Origin of the sequence: Paenarthrobacter nicotinovorans (assembly GCF_007670255.1) — a bacterium.
Classification (GTDB): domain Bacteria; phylum Actinomycetota; class Actinomycetes; order Actinomycetales; family Micrococcaceae; genus Arthrobacter; species Arthrobacter nicotinovorans_B.
The window spans coordinates 511,152-527,020 of sequence record NZ_SZVS01000001.1; the positions used below are offsets into that span (position 1 = coordinate 511,152).

Consider the following 15,869-nt stretch of genomic DNA (forward strand, 5'->3'; position numbering starts at 1 on the left):
GAAAGTGGCTTAAGCCGTGTTGGGGCGGATTATCCGCTGGTAATCATGATGATGCCGACGATCAGGGCCACCAGGCCCAGTGCCAGGACGCCGTACTGCAGCAAACGGTTGCGCTGGGCCCTGGCCAGGCCGGCGGTGTTGGCGTCCAAGGGATCCAAGCCGTAGGCGGTACTGGCAGACACTGGGGGCCTCTGCGCTTCTTCACCGGGCTCAATCCTGGTCGCAGATTTGTTCCTGGCCGATCGGGCTACTGCCTCGGCCCGGGCAAGTACGCCCGCACGGCCGCGCGGGGCGCGTTCCTTGGCTGGAGCCTGTGCGGAATCAAGCTTCTGACCGGACGAAGTGACTACCGGAACGAAGGTAGTACTCGGACGCTTCATCACCGGACGTTCAACACCGGGGACCTTGACGAACTCCAGCGGAGTCACCATCGCCAGGTTGTTCGCCGTTGAAGGACCGGCCGATGCGGACGGAGCCTTGCCCTGCCCGGATTGGTTTGGGCCGGCTTGGTTCTGCTCGGCAAGTTTCTGCTTCGCTGCGGCGCGCTTGTTCAGCACTGCCGCGCGCTCAGCCAAAGCAATCTGCTGGGCCAGGACGTCAGGATCAACAGCCAGAGGATCCTGCTCGGCAATGTGTTCAAGTTTGGAGGTCTGGTTCTGGACCTGCGCAGCAATCAGTTCGCGGACTGCCAGAGCCTGTTCCACGGACATCCCGGACTCCGCGGGACCGCTGGGAGCCCCTGAGGGAACAGCCTTTGCCGGTTGTGCGGGCTCTTGTTTCTGCGTGGAGTCTTGGAGCGGCGCAACTTCCTCCTGCTGCGCAGGCGCTTGCTGCTTGCCGCCTTCCTTGACCGCGGCTTCGCCCTTGGCGCCGGGCAGGGGAACAACCGGGTTCATGGACGTGGCGACTTCTGCCTGAAGCTGCTGAAGCCGCAGCTGGCGTCGTGTGGGCGGGCCGCCGCCGGACAATTGCTCTTCCTTGTCAGCGAGCTCCTTGATGGTACGCAAGGCAGCACGGTCACGGGCCCGGATCTGGGACGAACGTTCCTGTGCTGCGGCGCCCACCGCATCTACGGGGGCATCTGCGGCACGGCGGTTGCGGGCGTGCAAACGCTCTTCACCGACGGCGGTATCTGCCTGCTGGGGTGCGGCGGCCTCCGACTGGACCTCAGGGTTCTCTTCCCGGGCACGACGAAGCTCACGCCTGCTGCGGATGGGTCGCTGTTCCTGGCTGCTCATATTACAAACTCATTCAGTACGTGCTTGGTCGTCTGATCCGGAAAGTGCCGGCGAAAGATCTCCCGGTACGGCGTCCGGCGCATACAGTCCATACTTGGCGATGTACTGCACAACGCCATCCGGCACCAGATACCACACGGGGTTGCCCGCACCGACACGGATACGGCAATCCGTGGAGGAGATCGCCATGGCCGGAACTTCCAGCAGGCTGACATCGTCAGTCCGCCCGAGGTCGTTCAGCTCGTGCCCGGGCCGGGTCACTCCCACGAAGTGGGCCAAGGACCAGAGTTCGTCCACGTCTTTCCATGACAGGATCTGCGCCAGGGCATCCGCGCCCGTGATGAAGAACAGGTCGGCATCTGGACGCTGCGCCCGAAGATCGCGCAGGGTGTCGATGGTGAACGTCGGGCCTGGCCGGTCCACATCGACGCGGCTGACGGTAAACCGGGGGTTTGATGCAGTGGCGATGACAGTCATCAAGTACCGGTGCTCGGGTTCGCTGACCAGTTTGTGCGACTTCTGCCACGGCTGACCCGTAGGCACGAAAACGACTTCGTCGAGGTCGAACTTGGCTGCGACTTCACTTGCAGCCACAAGGTGGCCGTGATGGATGGGATCAAAGGTTCCACCCATCACGCCCAGCCGAAGCCTGCGCTCCGACTCCCCGCGAGGTGTTGCGGCAATAATGTTAGTGGCCCTGGCCGTGGGTGTGCTTGTTCGGGTGCTGGCGGTGCGGGTCAGCGTGCTCTTCCACTGCCTCGTGGCGGTTGCCCAGGTTGGTGTAGGACAGGGTCACGAACATGAGAACCAGCAGCAGGGCGAACATGACGACGCCGAAGACCCACGGCTCGGCCCACAGCGGGGCGAGTTCCTCGTGGCCGCCTTCTGTCTGGGCGGCAATGGACGTGGCGATCTGCTGAAACAGCATCTTCTCCCCTAGTTGGTTCTCAAAGGATTTCGACGGCGGGACTCCCCGCCGTTCCTGGCTTCTGTTCTATGTTACCGCGTTGCTAGCCGCGGACTTGGCCTTCGCCTTGCACGATCCACTTTGTGGTGGTCAATTCGCTAAGCCCCATGGGGCCTCGGGCGTGAAGCTTCTGCGTGGAGATGCCGACCTCGGCACCGAGGCCGAGTTCGCCGCCGTCGGTAAACCGCGTTGATGCATTGACAATCACGGCCGCGGAGTCGATTTCTGCGATAAACCGCTCCGCATTGGCCAGGTTGTTCGTCAGGATGGCTTCTGTGTGCCCGGTAGTCCACTTGCGGATGTGCTTCACGGCGTCATCCAGGCTGTCCACCATGGCTACTGCGAGGTCGAGGTCCATGTACTCAGTGGCCCAGTCGTCGTCGTCCGCCGGAACGGTCTCGACACTGCTGCCAAGTGCGGCAGCAATCCGGTCGTCGACGTGGAGCGTCACGCCGGCTTTCCGCAAGGCGGCCGCAACCGCCGGCAGAGTGGTGGAACCCGAGTGCACCAGGAGTGTCTCGACGGTGTTGCAGACACTGGGACGCTGGGTTTTGGCGTTGAGGAGAATCTCCACTGCCATCTCTTCGCCCGCAGATTCGTCGATGAAGATATGGACGTTGCCCTCTCCGGTTTCGATGACGGGCACCGAAGAGTTGTTCACGACGGTCTGGATAAGGTCCCGTCCGCCCCGGGGAATGAGGACATCCACCCGGCCACGGGCACGCATCAGGACATTCGCACCCTCGCGGCCGTACTGGTCAACGGTCTGGACAGCATCGGCGGGAAGCCCCACCGAGTCCAGGGCATCACGGAGGATCCGGACCAAGGCCTCGTTCGTGTTCGCGGCAGCGGAGCCACCCCGGAGAATCACGGCGTTGCCACTCTTGAGGGCCAAGCCCGCAATGTCAACGGTGACGTTGGGGCGGGCTTCATAGATGGCTGCGACAACGCCCATGGGGACGTTGACCTGGCGAAGGCGGAGGCCGTTGGGCAGCGTCTGTCCCCGGACCACATTGCCCACGGGATCGGGCAGACCGGCCAGGTTCTCCAAGGCGGCAACCAAGCCGTCAATACGCTCCGGAGTCAAGGTAAGGCGGTCAAGAAGGGCTGCGGACGTGCCGTTGGAGCGGCCTGCGGCGACATCCTTGGCATTGGCCTCGAGTACGTGCTTGCGGTTCTCCAGCAAGGCGGCACCGATGGCACGAAGCGCACGGTCCTTCCACGCGCGGTTCGCCTGCCCAAGGCGACGGGCAGCCTTGCGTGAACGGTCGGCAATGGCGTGGACTGCAGCCTCGAGCTCTTCCGGTGACAGCGGAAGGCGACCTGCCGCAGGGTTCTCCGGTGCGTGGCCGGTGGTACCGGTGACGTCGGAGATCACGGGGGCGTCAGGGGTCAGCGCTTCAGTCATGCACCCAGTTTAGATGAGCGGGGCCTCTGCAGAAGCACCAGATCGTCAACATGAACAACTTCACGGTCATAGCCCTGCCCCAGGGACTGGCCAAGCTCCTGCGTGGTTCGGCCCAGCATGCGGGGAAGCTCCTGGGATGAGTAGTTCACCAGCCCACGGGCCACGATGCTTCGGTCCAGTGACACCATCTCCACGGGATCACCGGCTTCGAAGTCACCACTGACCTCCGCGATACCTGCCGGAAGCAGCGAGCGGTGCCGGTCGCGCACGGCTTTCACGGCGCCGTCGTCGAGAGTCAACCTGCCGTGGACCGTAGCCAGGTGGGCCAGCCACAGAAGGCGGACAGGTTTACGGCTGCCGTTCACCGCGAACCAGGTTCCGACATCCTCCCCTGCCAGGGCGGCTGCTGCGTTGGCCGTGGAAGTTACCAGTGCATGGATGCCCGATCCGGCGGCGATGGAGGCGGCCTCGACCTTGGTCATCATGCCGCCGGTTCCAACACCGGCCTTGCCGGCCTTGCCGATGGTCACGTCCTCCAGATCCTGGGGGCCTCGGACCAGCGGGATGCGCCGGGCCCCCTGGGAGGGAGGACCGTCATAGACGGCGTCGACGTCGGAGAGCAGCACGAGCGCGTCGGCGCGGACGAGGTGCGCCACGAGTGCCGCGAGGCGGTCGTTGTCACCAAAACGGATTTCGTGGGTTGCCACGGTGTCATTCTCATTGACCACCGGCACGACACCGAGGTTCAGCAACCGGTCCAAGGCCCGGAAGGCGTTGGTGTGCTGGGTACGGCGCATGAGGTCATCGGCTGTCAGCAGAACCTGGCTCACAGTGACCCCGTGGGCGTTGAAGGCCTGCGTGTAGCGCGCCATCAGGAGCCCCTGGCCGACGCTCGCTGCTGCTTGCTGCGTGGCGAGATCCTTGGGCCGCTTGGCCAAGCCCAAGGGCGCCAACCCGGCGGCAATGGCGCCCGAGGACACCAGGATGATCTCGGTGCCTGCGTTTCGCTTCCCGGCGAGGGCGTTGACCAACTGGGTCAGGGATTTCTCGGAAATGCCGCCTTTGATGCTGGTCAAGGAGGAGGAACCCACCTTGACCACGATCCGTTTGGCGTCAGCTATCCCCTGGCGTTCCAATCCTGCCGCTTCCCCGGGAGCTTCGATGGTCCTAGTCGTCATCACCGGAATCCAGCGTGCTCTCCCTCACTGTCCGCGCGCGGCGACCGCTGACGGATTCAGTCCAAATGCCCGCTTTGCGCTCGGCTTCCAGCTCAGCGCGTGCTGCAGCCTTGGCTTCGCGGCGCTCGATCTGCTCTTCGCGCTTTTGCGAGCGGGTGGGCCGGTCGCCGATGTCGGCGATACGGATGTCGGTGCCTCGCGGCGTTGCCAGCAGTTCGGCACCGGCCATCATGGTGGGCTCCCAGTCGAAGACAACGCCGTCGTCCTCACCGATGACCACGGTGTCGCCGGGCTTGGCGCCGACCTTGAACAGCTCAGTCTCAACACCAAGCTTGGCGAGCCGGTCCGCCAGGTAGCCGATGGCTTCCTCGTTGGTGAAGTCGGTCTGCTTGACCCAGCGCACGGGCTTTTCACCCAGAACGCGGAACAGCGGCTCGAGGTTCTTCTCCTCGCGGCGGATCTTGAAACCGGATTCGTTGACCGCACGTGGCCGCAGTACCGGCGCAGCCACCTTGGGTGGGGCAACCTCGACGGCGTCCCGCGCAGCCTTGACGATCTCGGCCATGGCGAAGCCGAGCTGGCGCAGGCCCTCATGGCTGGTCGCCGATACTTCGAAGACGCGGTAACCGCGTGCCTCAAGGTCGGGGCGGACGAACTCTGCCATGTCCTTGCCGTCAGGAAGGTCCACCTTGTTCAGGACTACGAGCTTGGGACGCTCGTTCAACGGAACAACTTCACCATCGACGCCTGCATAGCTCATATCAACGGCGTACTTCTCAAGCTCGGCCTCAATGATGGCCAGGTCCGACAGGGGATCACGGTCGGATTCCAGGGTTCCGCAATCAAGGACGTGGACCAGCGCTGCGCAACGCTCCACGTGCCGCAGGAAGTTATGGCCGAGGCCCTTGCCTTCGCTGGCACCTTCAATGAGGCCCGGGACGTCGGCAATGGTGAAGCGCACATCGCCCGCTTGCACCACGCCGAGGTTGGGAATCAGCGTAGTGAAGGGGTAGTCGGCGATCTTCGGGCGCGCAGCTGACATGGCGGCAATCAGGCTGGACTTGCCGGCAGAGGGGAACCCGACGAGTGCGATGTCGGCAATGGACTTCAGTTCCAGGACGATGTCGCTGGATTCGCCCTCGATGCCGAGCAACGCGAATCCGGGAGCCCGGCGCTTCTGCGATGACAGGGCCGCATTGCCGAGGCCTCCCTGGCCGCCTGCAGCTGCAACGTATTCGGTTCCCTCGCCCACGAGGTCAGCCAGGACGTCGCCGTCCTTGGTCTTGACCACGGTGCCGTCGGGTACCGGAAGAACCAGGGTTTCGCCGTTCTTGCCCCCGCGCCAGTCGCCCATGCCCGGGCCACCGTTGGTGGCGTGGCGGTGGGGTGCGTGGTGGTAGTCCAGCAACGTTGTTGTCTGCGCCGAGACACGAAGGATGACGTCGCCGCCATTGCCGCCGTTGCCGCCGTCGGGACCCCCGAGCGGCTTGAATTTCTCGCGCTTTACGGAGACACAGCCGTGGCCGCCGGTTCCGCCGGATACGTGCAGTACTACCCGGTCTACAAAGCTCGCCACGTGGATCTCCTCAGTTGCTGTTTCCAGCGTTGTTGCTGTTGCCAGCGCTGTTGCAAAACCAGTGCGCCGTGGGCGCCCTAGTCGATTGTAATGCGGTTAAAAGAACGGTGGAGCGGGCCGTTTGGCCCGCTCCACCGGTTCAGAACTTGTTGTTACTCTGCAGCTGCAGCAGCAACGATGTTCACTACGCGACGGCCGCGGCGAGTACCAAACTCAACCGCACCGGCCTGCAGGGCGAACAGGGTGTCGTCGCCACCGCGACCGACGCCTGCACCGGGGTGGAAGTGGGTTCCACGCTGGCGGACGATGATCTCGCCGGCGGAAACTACCTGACCGCCGAAGCGCTTGACGCCCAGGTACTGTGCGTTGGAGTCACGACCGTTGCGAGTGGAACTCGCGCCTTTTTTGTGTGCCATGTGAAATGCCTGCCTCTAAATTTCTGGGGAAACTGAAAATCTGAACAGCGGTAACGAAAGTTACGCGATGCTGGTGATCTTGATCTTGGTCAGTTCCTGACGGTGACCCTGACGCTTCTTGTAGCCGGTCTTGTTCTTGAACTTCTGGATGACGATCTTCGGACCACGGAGGTCTTCGAGGATTTCAGCCGTGACCTTGACGTTGGCCAGTTCCGCAGCAGCGGAGGTGACCTTGTCGCCGTCAACCAGGAGCAAGGCGGGCAGCTCAAGCGTGCTGCCGGCTCCACCGGGGACGCGGTTCAGCGTTACGTAGTCTCCAACGGAAACTTTTTCTTGGCGGCCGCCTGCGCGGACAATCGCGTACACCACTTGGGTACTCACTTCTCTCGACGTTTATAACTAAATTTGCGTGCGGAACCTGAGCCGGAAATCAGGCTGGGTTCGCGCTGTGCCTCAACGCCGTGGACTCCTGATCGAAGCCCGCGAGTCATCCCATGAACAATTCCACGGGGCATAACCCAAGTGTTGGCGTAAGCACCGAAGATCAAGATTACGCTAGTTTGACCCTCAGCTGCAAATGAGGCCGGGTCCGGAGGCTGCCACGTGACTTGCGTCACGAGTCGTAACGGACTCTCCCGGCACCGTGCCCATACAGCCTACAGGGTTCGGCAACGAATCACGCGATCCGGCGCGCGGAGGAAGCCGGCTTTGCTGCCCGACCCACGGATGCTGCCCCGAGGCGTGAAGCCTGGGAGCGTCAAAGAACGCGGTCTCATAGCGGCAGGACTGCCTGAAGGCCTCCAGCATGTCCGCACGCTCACGAGCGGTAGCTGAGAGTGCGGCTGCGTCCGTGAAGTTGATCGCTTCGCGGGTGGCAGCGGCGAAAGCTTCGTCCGCATACGTCCTCAGCCACTCCGCGTAAGGGTGGGCGGCTGAAGCCCCCGCCTCCACAAAGGCGGCATGGAGCTTCTCCCCTACTTCGGCGTACAACCAGTAGCAAGGCAGGATCGCGGCCAGAACCACTGCATAGCTGCCCGACGTCGAAGCGGCGAGCAGGTGGTCCACATAGGCTTTGGTCACTGGTCCCGTCACACCCGATGCCTCGCGGGTACTCAGCCAGTTCCTGTGCAGTTCCGATTCCACTTCGAGGCACTGCTGTGATCCCTTGGCCCAGAACAGTTGTTCTTCTTCAGTGGGCGCCAACGCGCCTGCCCGGGCCAGCACCCTGGAATAGCCATTCAAATAGATCGCATCCTGTGCCAGGTAGTAACTGAATGCAGGCTCCGGCAGCTGCCCGGACTGCAGTTCCTGGATGAAGTTCAGCTCATGGATTCTTTCAAGCTCAGGGACGGCTTCTTTCCACAAGATGGCAGCGAACCCGCCCGTTTGGAGCTTGCGCTGGTGATGGAAGTGGTCCACTGGTCCGTTGCCTTCGCCGACCTCCAGCTCAACTGAACCCCGCAGCGCCTGGAGCAGCCACGGTTTTACCTCGCGCAACGACGCTTCCCAGTCACCCGTACGTACTTGTACGGTGGCCATCGCCGACGACAACGAGCACCCAGTGCCATGGCTGTTCTTTGTGTCAATCCGCGGACCGGCTACCTCGACGACATCCTGGTGCAACAAGCCAACGGTGTTGATCAACGCATCCGGACACTCGGCTCCAGCCAGGTGACCGCCCTTGACCAGGACGGTGTTTCCGCATTCCGCGGCAAGGCGCTTGCCCTGCTCCAGGGCCGAAGCCCAATCGGCCGCCTCAGGCTCGCCCAGCAATATGGCAAGTTCCGGCAAGTTGGGCGTGATGAGGTCCGCCAACGGCAGCAAGGAACGAAGGGCCTCGACGGCAGACTCCGTCAGGAGGCGGTCACCGCTGGTGGCCACCATCACCGGGTCAAGGACGACGACGGCGGGATGCACTTCCCCAAGCCACCTGCGGACTTCATCAATCACCTCTGCGTCCCCCAGCATGCCGATCTTGACGGCATCGATGGCGATGTCGCTGCTGATCGCGGTCAACTGTTGCCGCAGGAACTCCACCGGGGGTACGTGGACGGCACTGACACCCTGGGTGTTTTGTGCGGTCAGGGCCGTGATGGCAGCCATTCCGTAACCGCCGTGGGCGGCGATGCTCTTAAGGTCTGCTTGGATCCCGGCGCCTCCGGAGGGATCTGAGCCTGCAATGCTCAGTACCCGTGGGGTCTGCCTGTGGTCCGCCACCAGCGGATACACAGAGGAATATGACAACTCAGCCATGAGGACATCCCTTCGCCGGTGCTAACCGGACAGGTTCAACGGGTCTGGATCTCAGCCCGGCCCACCGCCTGGCACCCCGTGTCAGTCCCCCAGCCTAACGCACCGAAAAGGGCGAGGGCCCCGTAATGCCCGCTCCTGGCGGATATTACAGGGCCCTCGAAACCACTGACGTCGATCAGAGCTCGGAGGCAGGCACGCCGACACCCAGGATGATGGGTTCCTCCGAAGCCGGTTTCCGGACCGGTTCTGCCGGCGCCTTGGACTGGTGTGCCGATCCCTGGGCAGCTGTGGCAGCTTCCTCGTGGTGCTCAACACTGGTCTCGTTGGCCGCACCTTGTGCCCTGCTGGCACTGCGGTTCCGGCGGCCCCGGCGACCCCTCGAAGCCGCAGGAGCTTCTCCGGACGAAGGAACCTGTGCGGCGGCTTCCGGGGCTGTTCCGGCAGCTGGAGCCGCTGCACTCTCCGAAGCGCCCTCTTCCTCGGCGGACGGAGCGGCACCGAGGTGCGAGAACGCCTCGGCCAATCGGTCCAGGCTCATGGCAGGCTTGGACGTCTGCGGCTCGTCATGGTGTTCGACGAAAGGCAGCGCAACCTCTTCGCCGCCGAAGCGCAGCACCGGGGTGGAGCGCGCTTCACGGACGGCGGCATCGTGGGCCTCAGTGGCCTGGTCCGTCGGAGCATCCTTTGCCGCAGCAGAAATGGATCCTGCGCCGGCCTCGTGCTGCCCGGCAGCCCGGGCCAGCTCTTCGGCCTTGTGGATTTCGTCATCGTGCAGGTGGGCAGCATGCGCTGCGGCGGCAATGGTCGCCAGCGCTGCACGGGTCGCTTCAGCTTTTGCCTGGCGCGCAGGGTCCTGTGGTTCCGGGTGCGCCGCCGGGGCAGCCGGAGCTGAGGGCGCCGCGTGGACCTGGGTGGGTGCTTCGGCTGCCCCCTGCGCTCCTCCCTTGCCGCGACGACGCTTGCGTTCCGTACGCGCGGTGGGCTGTTGCGCCTCGGTGTTGGGACGGTGCTGCTCGACAGCCGCCACGTTGGCACGACGATGCTCCACGGGCTCGTCGTGTGTCACGACACCACGGCCTGCGCAATGCTCACACTGTTCACCGAAGACCTCAAGGAGTCCGGTACCCATGCGTTTGCGCGTCATCTGCACCAAACCGAGCGAGGTCACTTCAGCAACCTGGTGCTTGGTACGGTCGCGGCCCAAGCATTCGACCAGGCGGCGCAGCACGAGATCGCGGTTGGATTCCAGCACCATGTCGATGAAATCGATGACAATAATGCCGCCGATGTCACGCAGGCGAAGTTGCCGGACTACTTCCTCGGCAGCTTCAAGGTTGTTCTTGGTGACTGTCTCCTCGAGGTTGCCGCCGCTGCCGGTGAACTTACCGGTGTTGACGTCCACCACGGTCATGGCCTCAGTGCGGTCGATGACCAACGAACCACCGGAAGGCAGGAAGACCTTGCGTTCGAGTGCCTTGTGGATCTGCTCATCGATGCGCCAAGCGGAGAAGATGTCCTGGTCCTTGGTCCACTTTTCGAGCCGGCCCACCAGATCGGGAGCAACGTAGGTGACGTAGGCCTCGATGGTGTCCCAGGCATCGTCACCGGAGACGATCAGCTTGGAGAAGTCCTCGTTGAAGACGTCGCGGACCACCTTGATGGTGAGGTCCGGTTCGCCGTAGAGCAGTTCCGGTGCCAGCACCTTGGTGGAGGCAGCCTGCCCTTCGATGCCCTCCCACTGCGCGCGCAGCCGGTTGATGTCGTGGGTCAGTTCTTCTTCCGATGCGCCCTCAGCGGCGGTGCGGACAATGACGCCGGCGTTTTCCGGCAGGCGGTCCTTGAGGATCCGCTTGAGGCGGTTGCGTTCGACGTCGGGCAGCTTGCGGGAGATGCCGGTCATGGATCCACCGGGCACGTACACGAGGTAGCGGCCCGGGAGGGAAATCTGGCTTGTGAGGCGGGCACCCTTGTGCCCCACGGGGTCCTTGGTGACCTGGACCAGGACAGAGTCCCCCGACTTCAGTGCGTTCTCGATCCGGCGAGGCTGGCCTTCAAGGTTGACCGCGTCCCAGTTCACTTCACCGGCGTAGAGCACCGCGTTGCGGCCGCGTCCGATGTCCACGAAGGCAGCTTCCATCGAGGGCAGGACGTTCTGGACCTTGCCCAGGTACACGTTGCCGATCAGTGAGTCCTGCTGGGTCTTGGACACAAAGTGCTCAGCCAGTACGCCGTCCTCAAGGACGCCGATCTGGATTCTGTCATCGCGCTGGCGGACGATCATCTGCCGGTCCACCGACTCGCGGCGTGCCAGGAACTCCGCTTCGGTGATCACCTGGCGGCGGCGTCCGGTCTCGCGTGACTCGCGACGACGCTGCTTCTTCGCCTCGAGGCGGGTAGAGCCCTTGACGCTGGCGACCCGGTTGGAGGGGGCAGTTTCCGTGATGGGGCGCGGTGCGCGGACACGGGTGACCGTGTTGGGCGGATCATCGTCCGAGCCGCCGGTCAGTTCAAGGTCCTGGTCTCCACGGCGGCGCCTGCGACGACGACGCGAGGTAACGCCGTCTTCGAGGGCTTCAGCTGCCGGAGCCTCGTCGTCCCCGGAGTCGCTGCTGTCTTCGCTGTCATTCTCTCGCTCGGTCCCGCGGCGGCCACGGCGGCCACGGCTCCGGCGGCGGCGACGGCTGCCACCTTCGTCCAGTTCGCCCTCAGCGCCGGTTTCAGCGTCATCCTCAGCCTCGTCGTCCTTTTCTTCCACGGCCGCGGCGCGCGGAACAGTGGTCAGGTCCGGAGCCTGGAAAATCATGGAAGTAATGGAAACCGGCTCCATGAACAGTGACGTCGCAGCAGGAGCGGCTTCTTCAGCAGGCGTGGCGTCCTCGACAGCTTCTTCTTCAGCGGCAGGCGCTTCCGGCTGGGAGCCGGTGTCCGGCGTCGTGGTTTCCGCGGCAGGTTCTTCGGTCACTTCCGCAGCAACCGGGGCCTCTTCCGCTTCTACCTTCGGCTTGGCAGCACGACGACGGCGGACCGGCTTTTCGGGAGCGGCTTCCACGATTGCTTCGGGCTGGCTTTCGGCAGCGGCTTCCTGCCCGACGGCGGCTTCCTCACCAAGGCCGGGCAGTGGCTCGGCCGGTTCCACCTTCTTGCGGGCCCGGGTCCGGCGTACGGGCTTTTCCGTAGCTTCGGGGGCTGGGGCCTCAGCTGCAGGGGTTTCTACTGCATCGGCTGCTTTAGGCGCAGCCTTGCGCCGGGTGCGGGTGGTTTTCTTCGGCGCTTCCGCGTTTTCCGCGGCCGCTGCCTCATCATTAACGGCTACAACCTGGTCATTATCCATATATGGCAACACTCCTGCCCCAGCGACACCGCCACATCCGGCGCCCAGTGGGGCACATATTGTCAAAACCCGCAGGCGTTGACAGAAGTCGATAGTATGCCTTCCGGTTCGCACCATCCTTGGGGTGCGGCAGCCCTGGAAGACCGGTGGCTCAGCTCTGAAACCCGTTGTTCTGCTGCCACAACCAGGTGCCGTCCATTGTCATGGCGGGCCTACCGAAGATCGACGTGATCCTGGCATGCCCAGCTCATGCTGGCGGTCTTGGGAACAAGTCACCGGACCGGAATCCGAATGTGGGTCGGCTTCCAGCCATGTTCATTCTCTCACACCCATACGACTTTGCCCGCTAGGGAGCTGTGTCGCACCGGGCGGCAAAGCCGGGACGGGAAAAGCTGGGCGCTGCGTCCAGCCTCCGGCGCTACAATCCTCCCAAGAGCACTTCCCGGGCTGCCGGGCATACTGTCGAAAAGGATCAGATCCGCGATGCCGAGCACCGCCAGGGAGAACCTGGCCAAGAAAGCCTCCACCAGCGTGGAGGAACCGTCCACTCAGCAGGAAATGTTGCCAAGGGCCGTACGCGACAAGCCGTTCGCGTGGCTGCTGCTGGTTACCGGCGTCATTGGATGGCTGGCGTCGGGCGCCCTGGTCCTGGAGAAGCTCCAAGTGCTCCAGGATCCAAACCACATCACTGCTTGTGATGTGAACCCGTGGGTTTCCTGCGGAACCGTGATGAAGACGTGGCAGAGTTCCCTCTTCGGGTTCCCCAATATGTTCATCGGCATCGTTGCCTTCGCCGTCATCATCACCACCGCCGTGGGATTGCTCTCCGGAGCGCGTTTCTCACGCGGCTATTGGTTGGGACTCCAAGCGGGCGTGACCCTGGGCTTTGCCTTCGTGGTCTGGCTGTGGTCACAAGCGCTGTACGTCATCAACGTGCTCTGCCCGTTCTGCATGATCGTATGGGCTGTCATGATTCCCATGTTCGTCTGGGTGACCATCCGCAACATCGCCCACGGGGTCATTAAGGCACCGCCGTCCCTGGCCAAGTTGCTCAGCGACTCCGGGTGGATCATCGTGGTGCTGCTGTACGTGGCGGTCATCGCCACCATCTTCTTCGCTTTCATCCACGTCTTTGCCGGGACGTCGGGCTACTAAAGCCACGCCGCCAATAAGAAAGGTCCCGTGTTCGAACGAACACGGGACCTTTCGGCTGTCTACGCCTGGATCAGTTGAACCAGATCTTGATTTCGCGCTCTGCCGAATCAACGGAGTCGGAGCCGTGGACCAGGTTCTGCTGGACAGCCAAACCCCAGTCGCGGCCGAAGTCACCGCGGATGGTGCCGGGTGCCGCCGTCGTGGGGTCCGTCGTCCCGGCGAGGGAGCGGAAGCCTTCGATGACGCGGTGGCCCTCGAAAACGGCTGCGATGACCGGGCCGCTCAGCATGAACTCAACCAGGGGCTCGTAGAAGGGCTTGCCCACGTGTTCCTCGTAGTGCTGTTCCAGCAGCTCGCGGGTGGCGTTGACCTTCTTCAATTCGGCCAAGGTGTAGCCCTTGGCTTCGATGCGGGCCAGGATGCTGCCGCCCAGGTTGCGGGCGACGCCGTCGGGCTTGACCAGGACGAGGGTCCGTTCAATGCTCACAGTTGCTCCAATGTGATGTGTTCGGTGGTTTCCCAGCCAGTTTACGGGGTTTGCGGGCCGGCTTCGTCACTGTGGGCCGCGTCCCATTCGGCCTGCTCGCGGTCGCGCTGGGCCACCTCGCGGTCAATCCTCATGCCGGCGCGGATCCCGTACCACCAGCAGATTGCGAACAGGACACCCACGATGAACATCATGGGCTCCGCCAGGCCGGTCAGAATGAGCACGATCTGCAGCACCCACCCGAGGGCCACGCCCCACGGCTTGGACAACACGGCGCACGCAAGAACCAGCACCACGCTCAACGCAATGCCCACACCCAGGATGATGCCCGGATCGACCTCGCCACGCTTGAGTCCGAATACAGCGAGCGTGCCGAAGAACGCAACGAAGGCTTCGAGCAGCAGCACCGTGGACGCGAACATCACCTTGGTCGAACGGCGCTTCTTCGGCATCCCGGGACGCCATTCGCGCTGCGCTTTGGTCATTTTCGCCATACTAGGAACCCGCCTTTCCCAGCAGGATCCGGGCCTCCGCCACCACCGTGATGGAACCGGTCACCAGCACTCCGCCTGCAAGGTCATCGTTCGATTCGGAACGCTCAACGGCCCACTCAATGGCGTCGTCGAGCTTCTCGGCGATGTGCACGTTTTCTTCGCCGAAACCAAGATCGACGGCGAGCTCAGCCAGTTCAGCGGCGGGCACAGCCCGCGGCGAGGTGGACTGCGTGAAGCAGAACTCCTCGGCGAGGTCCCCCAGTGACTCCTTTAGCGTTTTCAGGATCTCCTCGGCGTCCTTTTCGCGCAGAACTCCCACCACAACCACCAATTTGCTGAAGCTGAACGCTTCCTGGATGGCCTCGGCCGACACCCTGATGCCGTCGGGGTTATGGGCTGCATCCACCACGATGGTCGGTGCGGTCCTGACAACCTCGAGGCGGCCGGGTGAGCTCACGGTGCCGAAGGCCTCCCGGAGTACATCGGCGTCGAGTTCCTTCGCGCCACCGCCGAAAAAGGCTTCAAGGGCAGCCACAGCGACAGCTGCATTCTCGGCCTGGTGGGCACCATGCAGCGGAAGCAGCAGGTCTTCATAGCGTCCTGCCAGTCCTTGGATGGTCACAACCTGCCCGCCCACGGCCACGCTGCGCGCTTCCACGCCGAATTCGACGCCCTCGAAGCGGAACGGCACGTCGACTTCGCGGGCCTTTTCCAGCAGGACCTGTGCGGCGTCAACCGGCTGGGCAGCGCTTACCAAAAAGCCTCCAGGCTTGATGATTCCGGCTTTCTCGTAGGCGATGTCTTCGGTGGTGTCACCCAGGAGGTCCGTGTGGTCCAGGGAAATCGGTGTGATGACCGACACCTGTCCATCGCCAACGTTGGTGGCGTCGGTGATGCCGCCAAGGCCGACTTCGATCACGGCCACGTCAACTGGCTGGTCGGCGAAAATGGCGAAGCCGAGAATGGTGACGCACTCGAAGTAGGTCAACCGGGGCTGGCCATCGGCGACGAGTTCGTTGTCCACAATCTCGAGGTACGGCCGGATTTCGTCCCAGATCCGCACGAAAGTGTCATCAGAAACGGGTTCACCGTTGATGCTGATCCGTTCGGTCACCTTGGACAGGTGCGGGCTGGTGTAGCGGCCCGTGCTCAGACCGTGCGCGCGCAACCCGGCTTCGATCATGCGGGCAGTGGAAGTCTTTCCATTGGTGCCCGTGATGTGGATGATCGGGAAGGCCTTGTTCGGCTCCCCCAGCACATCCATGGCCCGGAACAGCGGCGCAAGGCGCGGTTCCATCTTGTTTTCCGGTGCGCGGCCGAGGAGTTCGGCATAGACGCTCTCGACGGAGAATTCGTCAGTCATGGA

14 protein-coding genes and 1 riboswitch are annotated in these 15,869 nt (G+C 63.5%); of the genes, 1 reads left to right on the forward strand and 13 read right to left on the reverse strand.

Annotation, left to right across the window (positions count from 1 at the left end):
• Window positions 1-29: 29 nt before the first annotated feature.
• The 10 genes from FDP28_RS02395 to FDP28_RS02440 all read right to left on the reverse strand — a co-directional run bounded on the left by FDP28_RS02395 (window position 30) and on the right by FDP28_RS02440 (window position 12,367).
• Complete coding sequence (locus FDP28_RS02395; RefSeq protein WP_144659006.1) at window positions 30-1,238, reverse strand: hypothetical protein; 1,209 nt, start codon at window positions 1,236-1,238, stop codon at window positions 30-32.
• A 9-nt stretch (window positions 1,239-1,247) separates the two neighbouring features.
• Window positions 1,248-1,871 carry a nicotinate-nucleotide adenylyltransferase gene (nadD, locus tag FDP28_RS02400; protein ID WP_373458718.1) on the reverse strand — a complete coding sequence of 208 codons (624 nt, stop codon included), beginning with the start codon at window positions 1,869-1,871 and terminating at the stop codon, window positions 1,248-1,250.
• Window positions 1,872-1,926: 55 nt separating this feature from the next.
• A complete protein-coding gene (locus FDP28_RS02405; RefSeq protein ID WP_144659008.1) occupies window positions 1,927-2,166 on the reverse strand; it encodes a hypothetical protein in 240 nt (79 codons plus the stop codon).
• A gap of 82 nt (window positions 2,167-2,248) precedes the next feature.
• The gene (locus tag FDP28_RS02410) at window positions 2,249-3,613 is read right to left on the reverse strand and encodes a glutamate-5-semialdehyde dehydrogenase (protein ID WP_144659009.1); all 1,365 of its coding nucleotides are present in this window, start codon (window positions 3,611-3,613) and stop codon (window positions 2,249-2,251) included.
• Window positions 3,610-4,791 carry a glutamate 5-kinase gene (proB, locus tag FDP28_RS02415; RefSeq protein ID WP_144659010.1) on the reverse strand — a complete coding sequence of 394 codons (1,182 nt, stop codon included), beginning with the start codon at window positions 4,789-4,791 and terminating at the stop codon, window positions 3,610-3,612. Before proB ends, FDP28_RS02410 begins: the two co-directional genes overlap by 4 nt.
• Window positions 4,781-6,367, reverse strand: a complete 1,587-nt coding sequence (gene obgE, locus FDP28_RS02420) for a GTPase ObgE (RefSeq protein WP_144659011.1) — start codon at window positions 6,365-6,367, stop codon at window positions 4,781-4,783. Before obgE ends, proB begins: the two co-directional genes overlap by 11 nt.
• Before the next feature lie 152 nt (window positions 6,368-6,519).
• Window positions 6,520-6,783: a 50S ribosomal protein L27 gene (gene rpmA, locus FDP28_RS02425; protein WP_003803426.1), complete on the reverse strand. Its 264-nt coding sequence runs from the start codon at window positions 6,781-6,783 to the stop codon at window positions 6,520-6,522.
• A gap of 60 nt (window positions 6,784-6,843) precedes the next feature.
• Window positions 6,844-7,152, reverse strand: coding sequence for a 50S ribosomal protein L21 (gene rplU / locus FDP28_RS02430; protein ID WP_144659108.1), 309 nt, complete (start codon window positions 7,150-7,152; stop codon window positions 6,844-6,846).
• Window positions 7,153-7,350: 198 nt separating this feature from the next.
• Window positions 7,351-9,036 carry a bifunctional hydroxymethylpyrimidine kinase/phosphomethylpyrimidine kinase gene (thiD, locus tag FDP28_RS02435; protein WP_144659012.1) on the reverse strand — a complete coding sequence of 562 codons (1,686 nt, stop codon included), beginning with the start codon at window positions 9,034-9,036 and terminating at the stop codon, window positions 7,351-7,353.
• Window positions 9,027-9,125, reverse strand: a riboswitch (TPP riboswitch). It overlaps the preceding gene by 10 nt.
• 86 nt (window positions 9,126-9,211) lie before the next feature.
• Entirely contained in the window at window positions 9,212-12,367 is a 3,156-nt protein-coding gene (locus FDP28_RS02440) for an Rne/Rng family ribonuclease (RefSeq protein ID WP_144659013.1), read from the reverse strand.
• A 483-nt stretch (window positions 12,368-12,850) separates the two neighbouring features.
• On the opposite strand from FDP28_RS02440, the gene FDP28_RS02445 reads away from it, so the two are divergent.
• On the forward strand, window positions 12,851-13,522 hold the full coding sequence (locus tag FDP28_RS02445; protein ID WP_144659014.1) for a vitamin K epoxide reductase family protein: 672 nt from the start codon (window positions 12,851-12,853) through the stop codon (window positions 13,520-13,522).
• A 70-nt stretch (window positions 13,523-13,592) separates the two neighbouring features.
• Here the strand turns inward: FDP28_RS02445 and ndk are convergent, their stop codons facing one another.
• From ndk to FDP28_RS02460, 3 genes are read right to left on the reverse strand one after another with little or no spacing between them, the layout of a single operon-like run.
• Window positions 13,593-14,009 carry a nucleoside-diphosphate kinase gene (ndk, locus tag FDP28_RS02450; RefSeq protein ID WP_144659015.1) on the reverse strand — a complete coding sequence of 139 codons (417 nt, stop codon included), beginning with the start codon at window positions 14,007-14,009 and terminating at the stop codon, window positions 13,593-13,595.
• Between the two features lie 41 nt (window positions 14,010-14,050).
• On the reverse strand, window positions 14,051-14,503 hold the full coding sequence (locus FDP28_RS02455; protein WP_144659016.1) for a DUF4233 domain-containing protein: 453 nt from the start codon (window positions 14,501-14,503) through the stop codon (window positions 14,051-14,053).
• Between the two features lies 1 nt (window position 14,504).
• The gene (locus tag FDP28_RS02460) at window positions 14,505-15,866 is read right to left on the reverse strand and encodes a bifunctional folylpolyglutamate synthase/dihydrofolate synthase (protein ID WP_144659017.1); all 1,362 of its coding nucleotides are present in this window, start codon (window positions 15,864-15,866) and stop codon (window positions 14,505-14,507) included.
• Window positions 15,867-15,869 lie beyond the last annotated feature (3 nt).

Excerpts from the sequence above, each read along its gene's own strand:
- FDP28_RS02395 (WP_144659006.1), bottom strand. The coding sequence starts at position 1,238 with ATGAGCAGCCAGGAACAGCGACCCATCCGCAGCAGGCGTGAGCTTCGT.
- nadD (WP_373458718.1), bottom strand. The coding sequence starts at position 1,871 with ATGGGTGGAACCTTTGATCCCATCCATCACGGCCACCTTGTGGCTGCA.
- FDP28_RS02405 (WP_144659008.1), bottom strand. The coding sequence starts at position 2,166 with ATGCTGTTTCAGCAGATCGCCACGTCCATTGCCGCCCAGACAGAAGGC.
- FDP28_RS02410 (WP_144659009.1), bottom strand. The coding sequence starts at position 3,613 with ATGACTGAAGCGCTGACCCCTGACGCCCCCGTGATCTCCGACGTCACC.
- proB (WP_144659010.1), bottom strand. The coding sequence starts at position 4,791 with ATGACGACTAGGACCATCGAAGCTCCCGGGGAAGCGGCAGGATTGGAA.
- rpmA (WP_003803426.1), bottom strand. The coding sequence starts at position 6,783 with ATGGCACACAAAAAAGGCGCGAGTTCCACTCGCAACGGTCGTGACTCC.
- thiD (WP_144659012.1), bottom strand. The coding sequence starts at position 9,036 with ATGGCTGAGTTGTCATATTCCTCTGTGTATCCGCTGGTGGCGGACCAC.
- FDP28_RS02440 (WP_144659013.1), bottom strand. The coding sequence starts at position 12,367 with ATGGATAATGACCAGGTTGTAGCCGTTAATGATGAGGCAGCGGCCGCG.
- FDP28_RS02445 (WP_144659014.1), top strand. The coding sequence starts at position 12,851 with ATGCCGAGCACCGCCAGGGAGAACCTGGCCAAGAAAGCCTCCACCAGC.
- FDP28_RS02455 (WP_144659016.1), bottom strand. The coding sequence starts at position 14,503 with ATGGCGAAAATGACCAAAGCGCAGCGCGAATGGCGTCCCGGGATGCCG.
- FDP28_RS02460 (WP_144659017.1), bottom strand. The coding sequence starts at position 15,866 with ATGACTGACGAATTCTCCGTCGAGAGCGTCTATGCCGAACTCCTCGGC.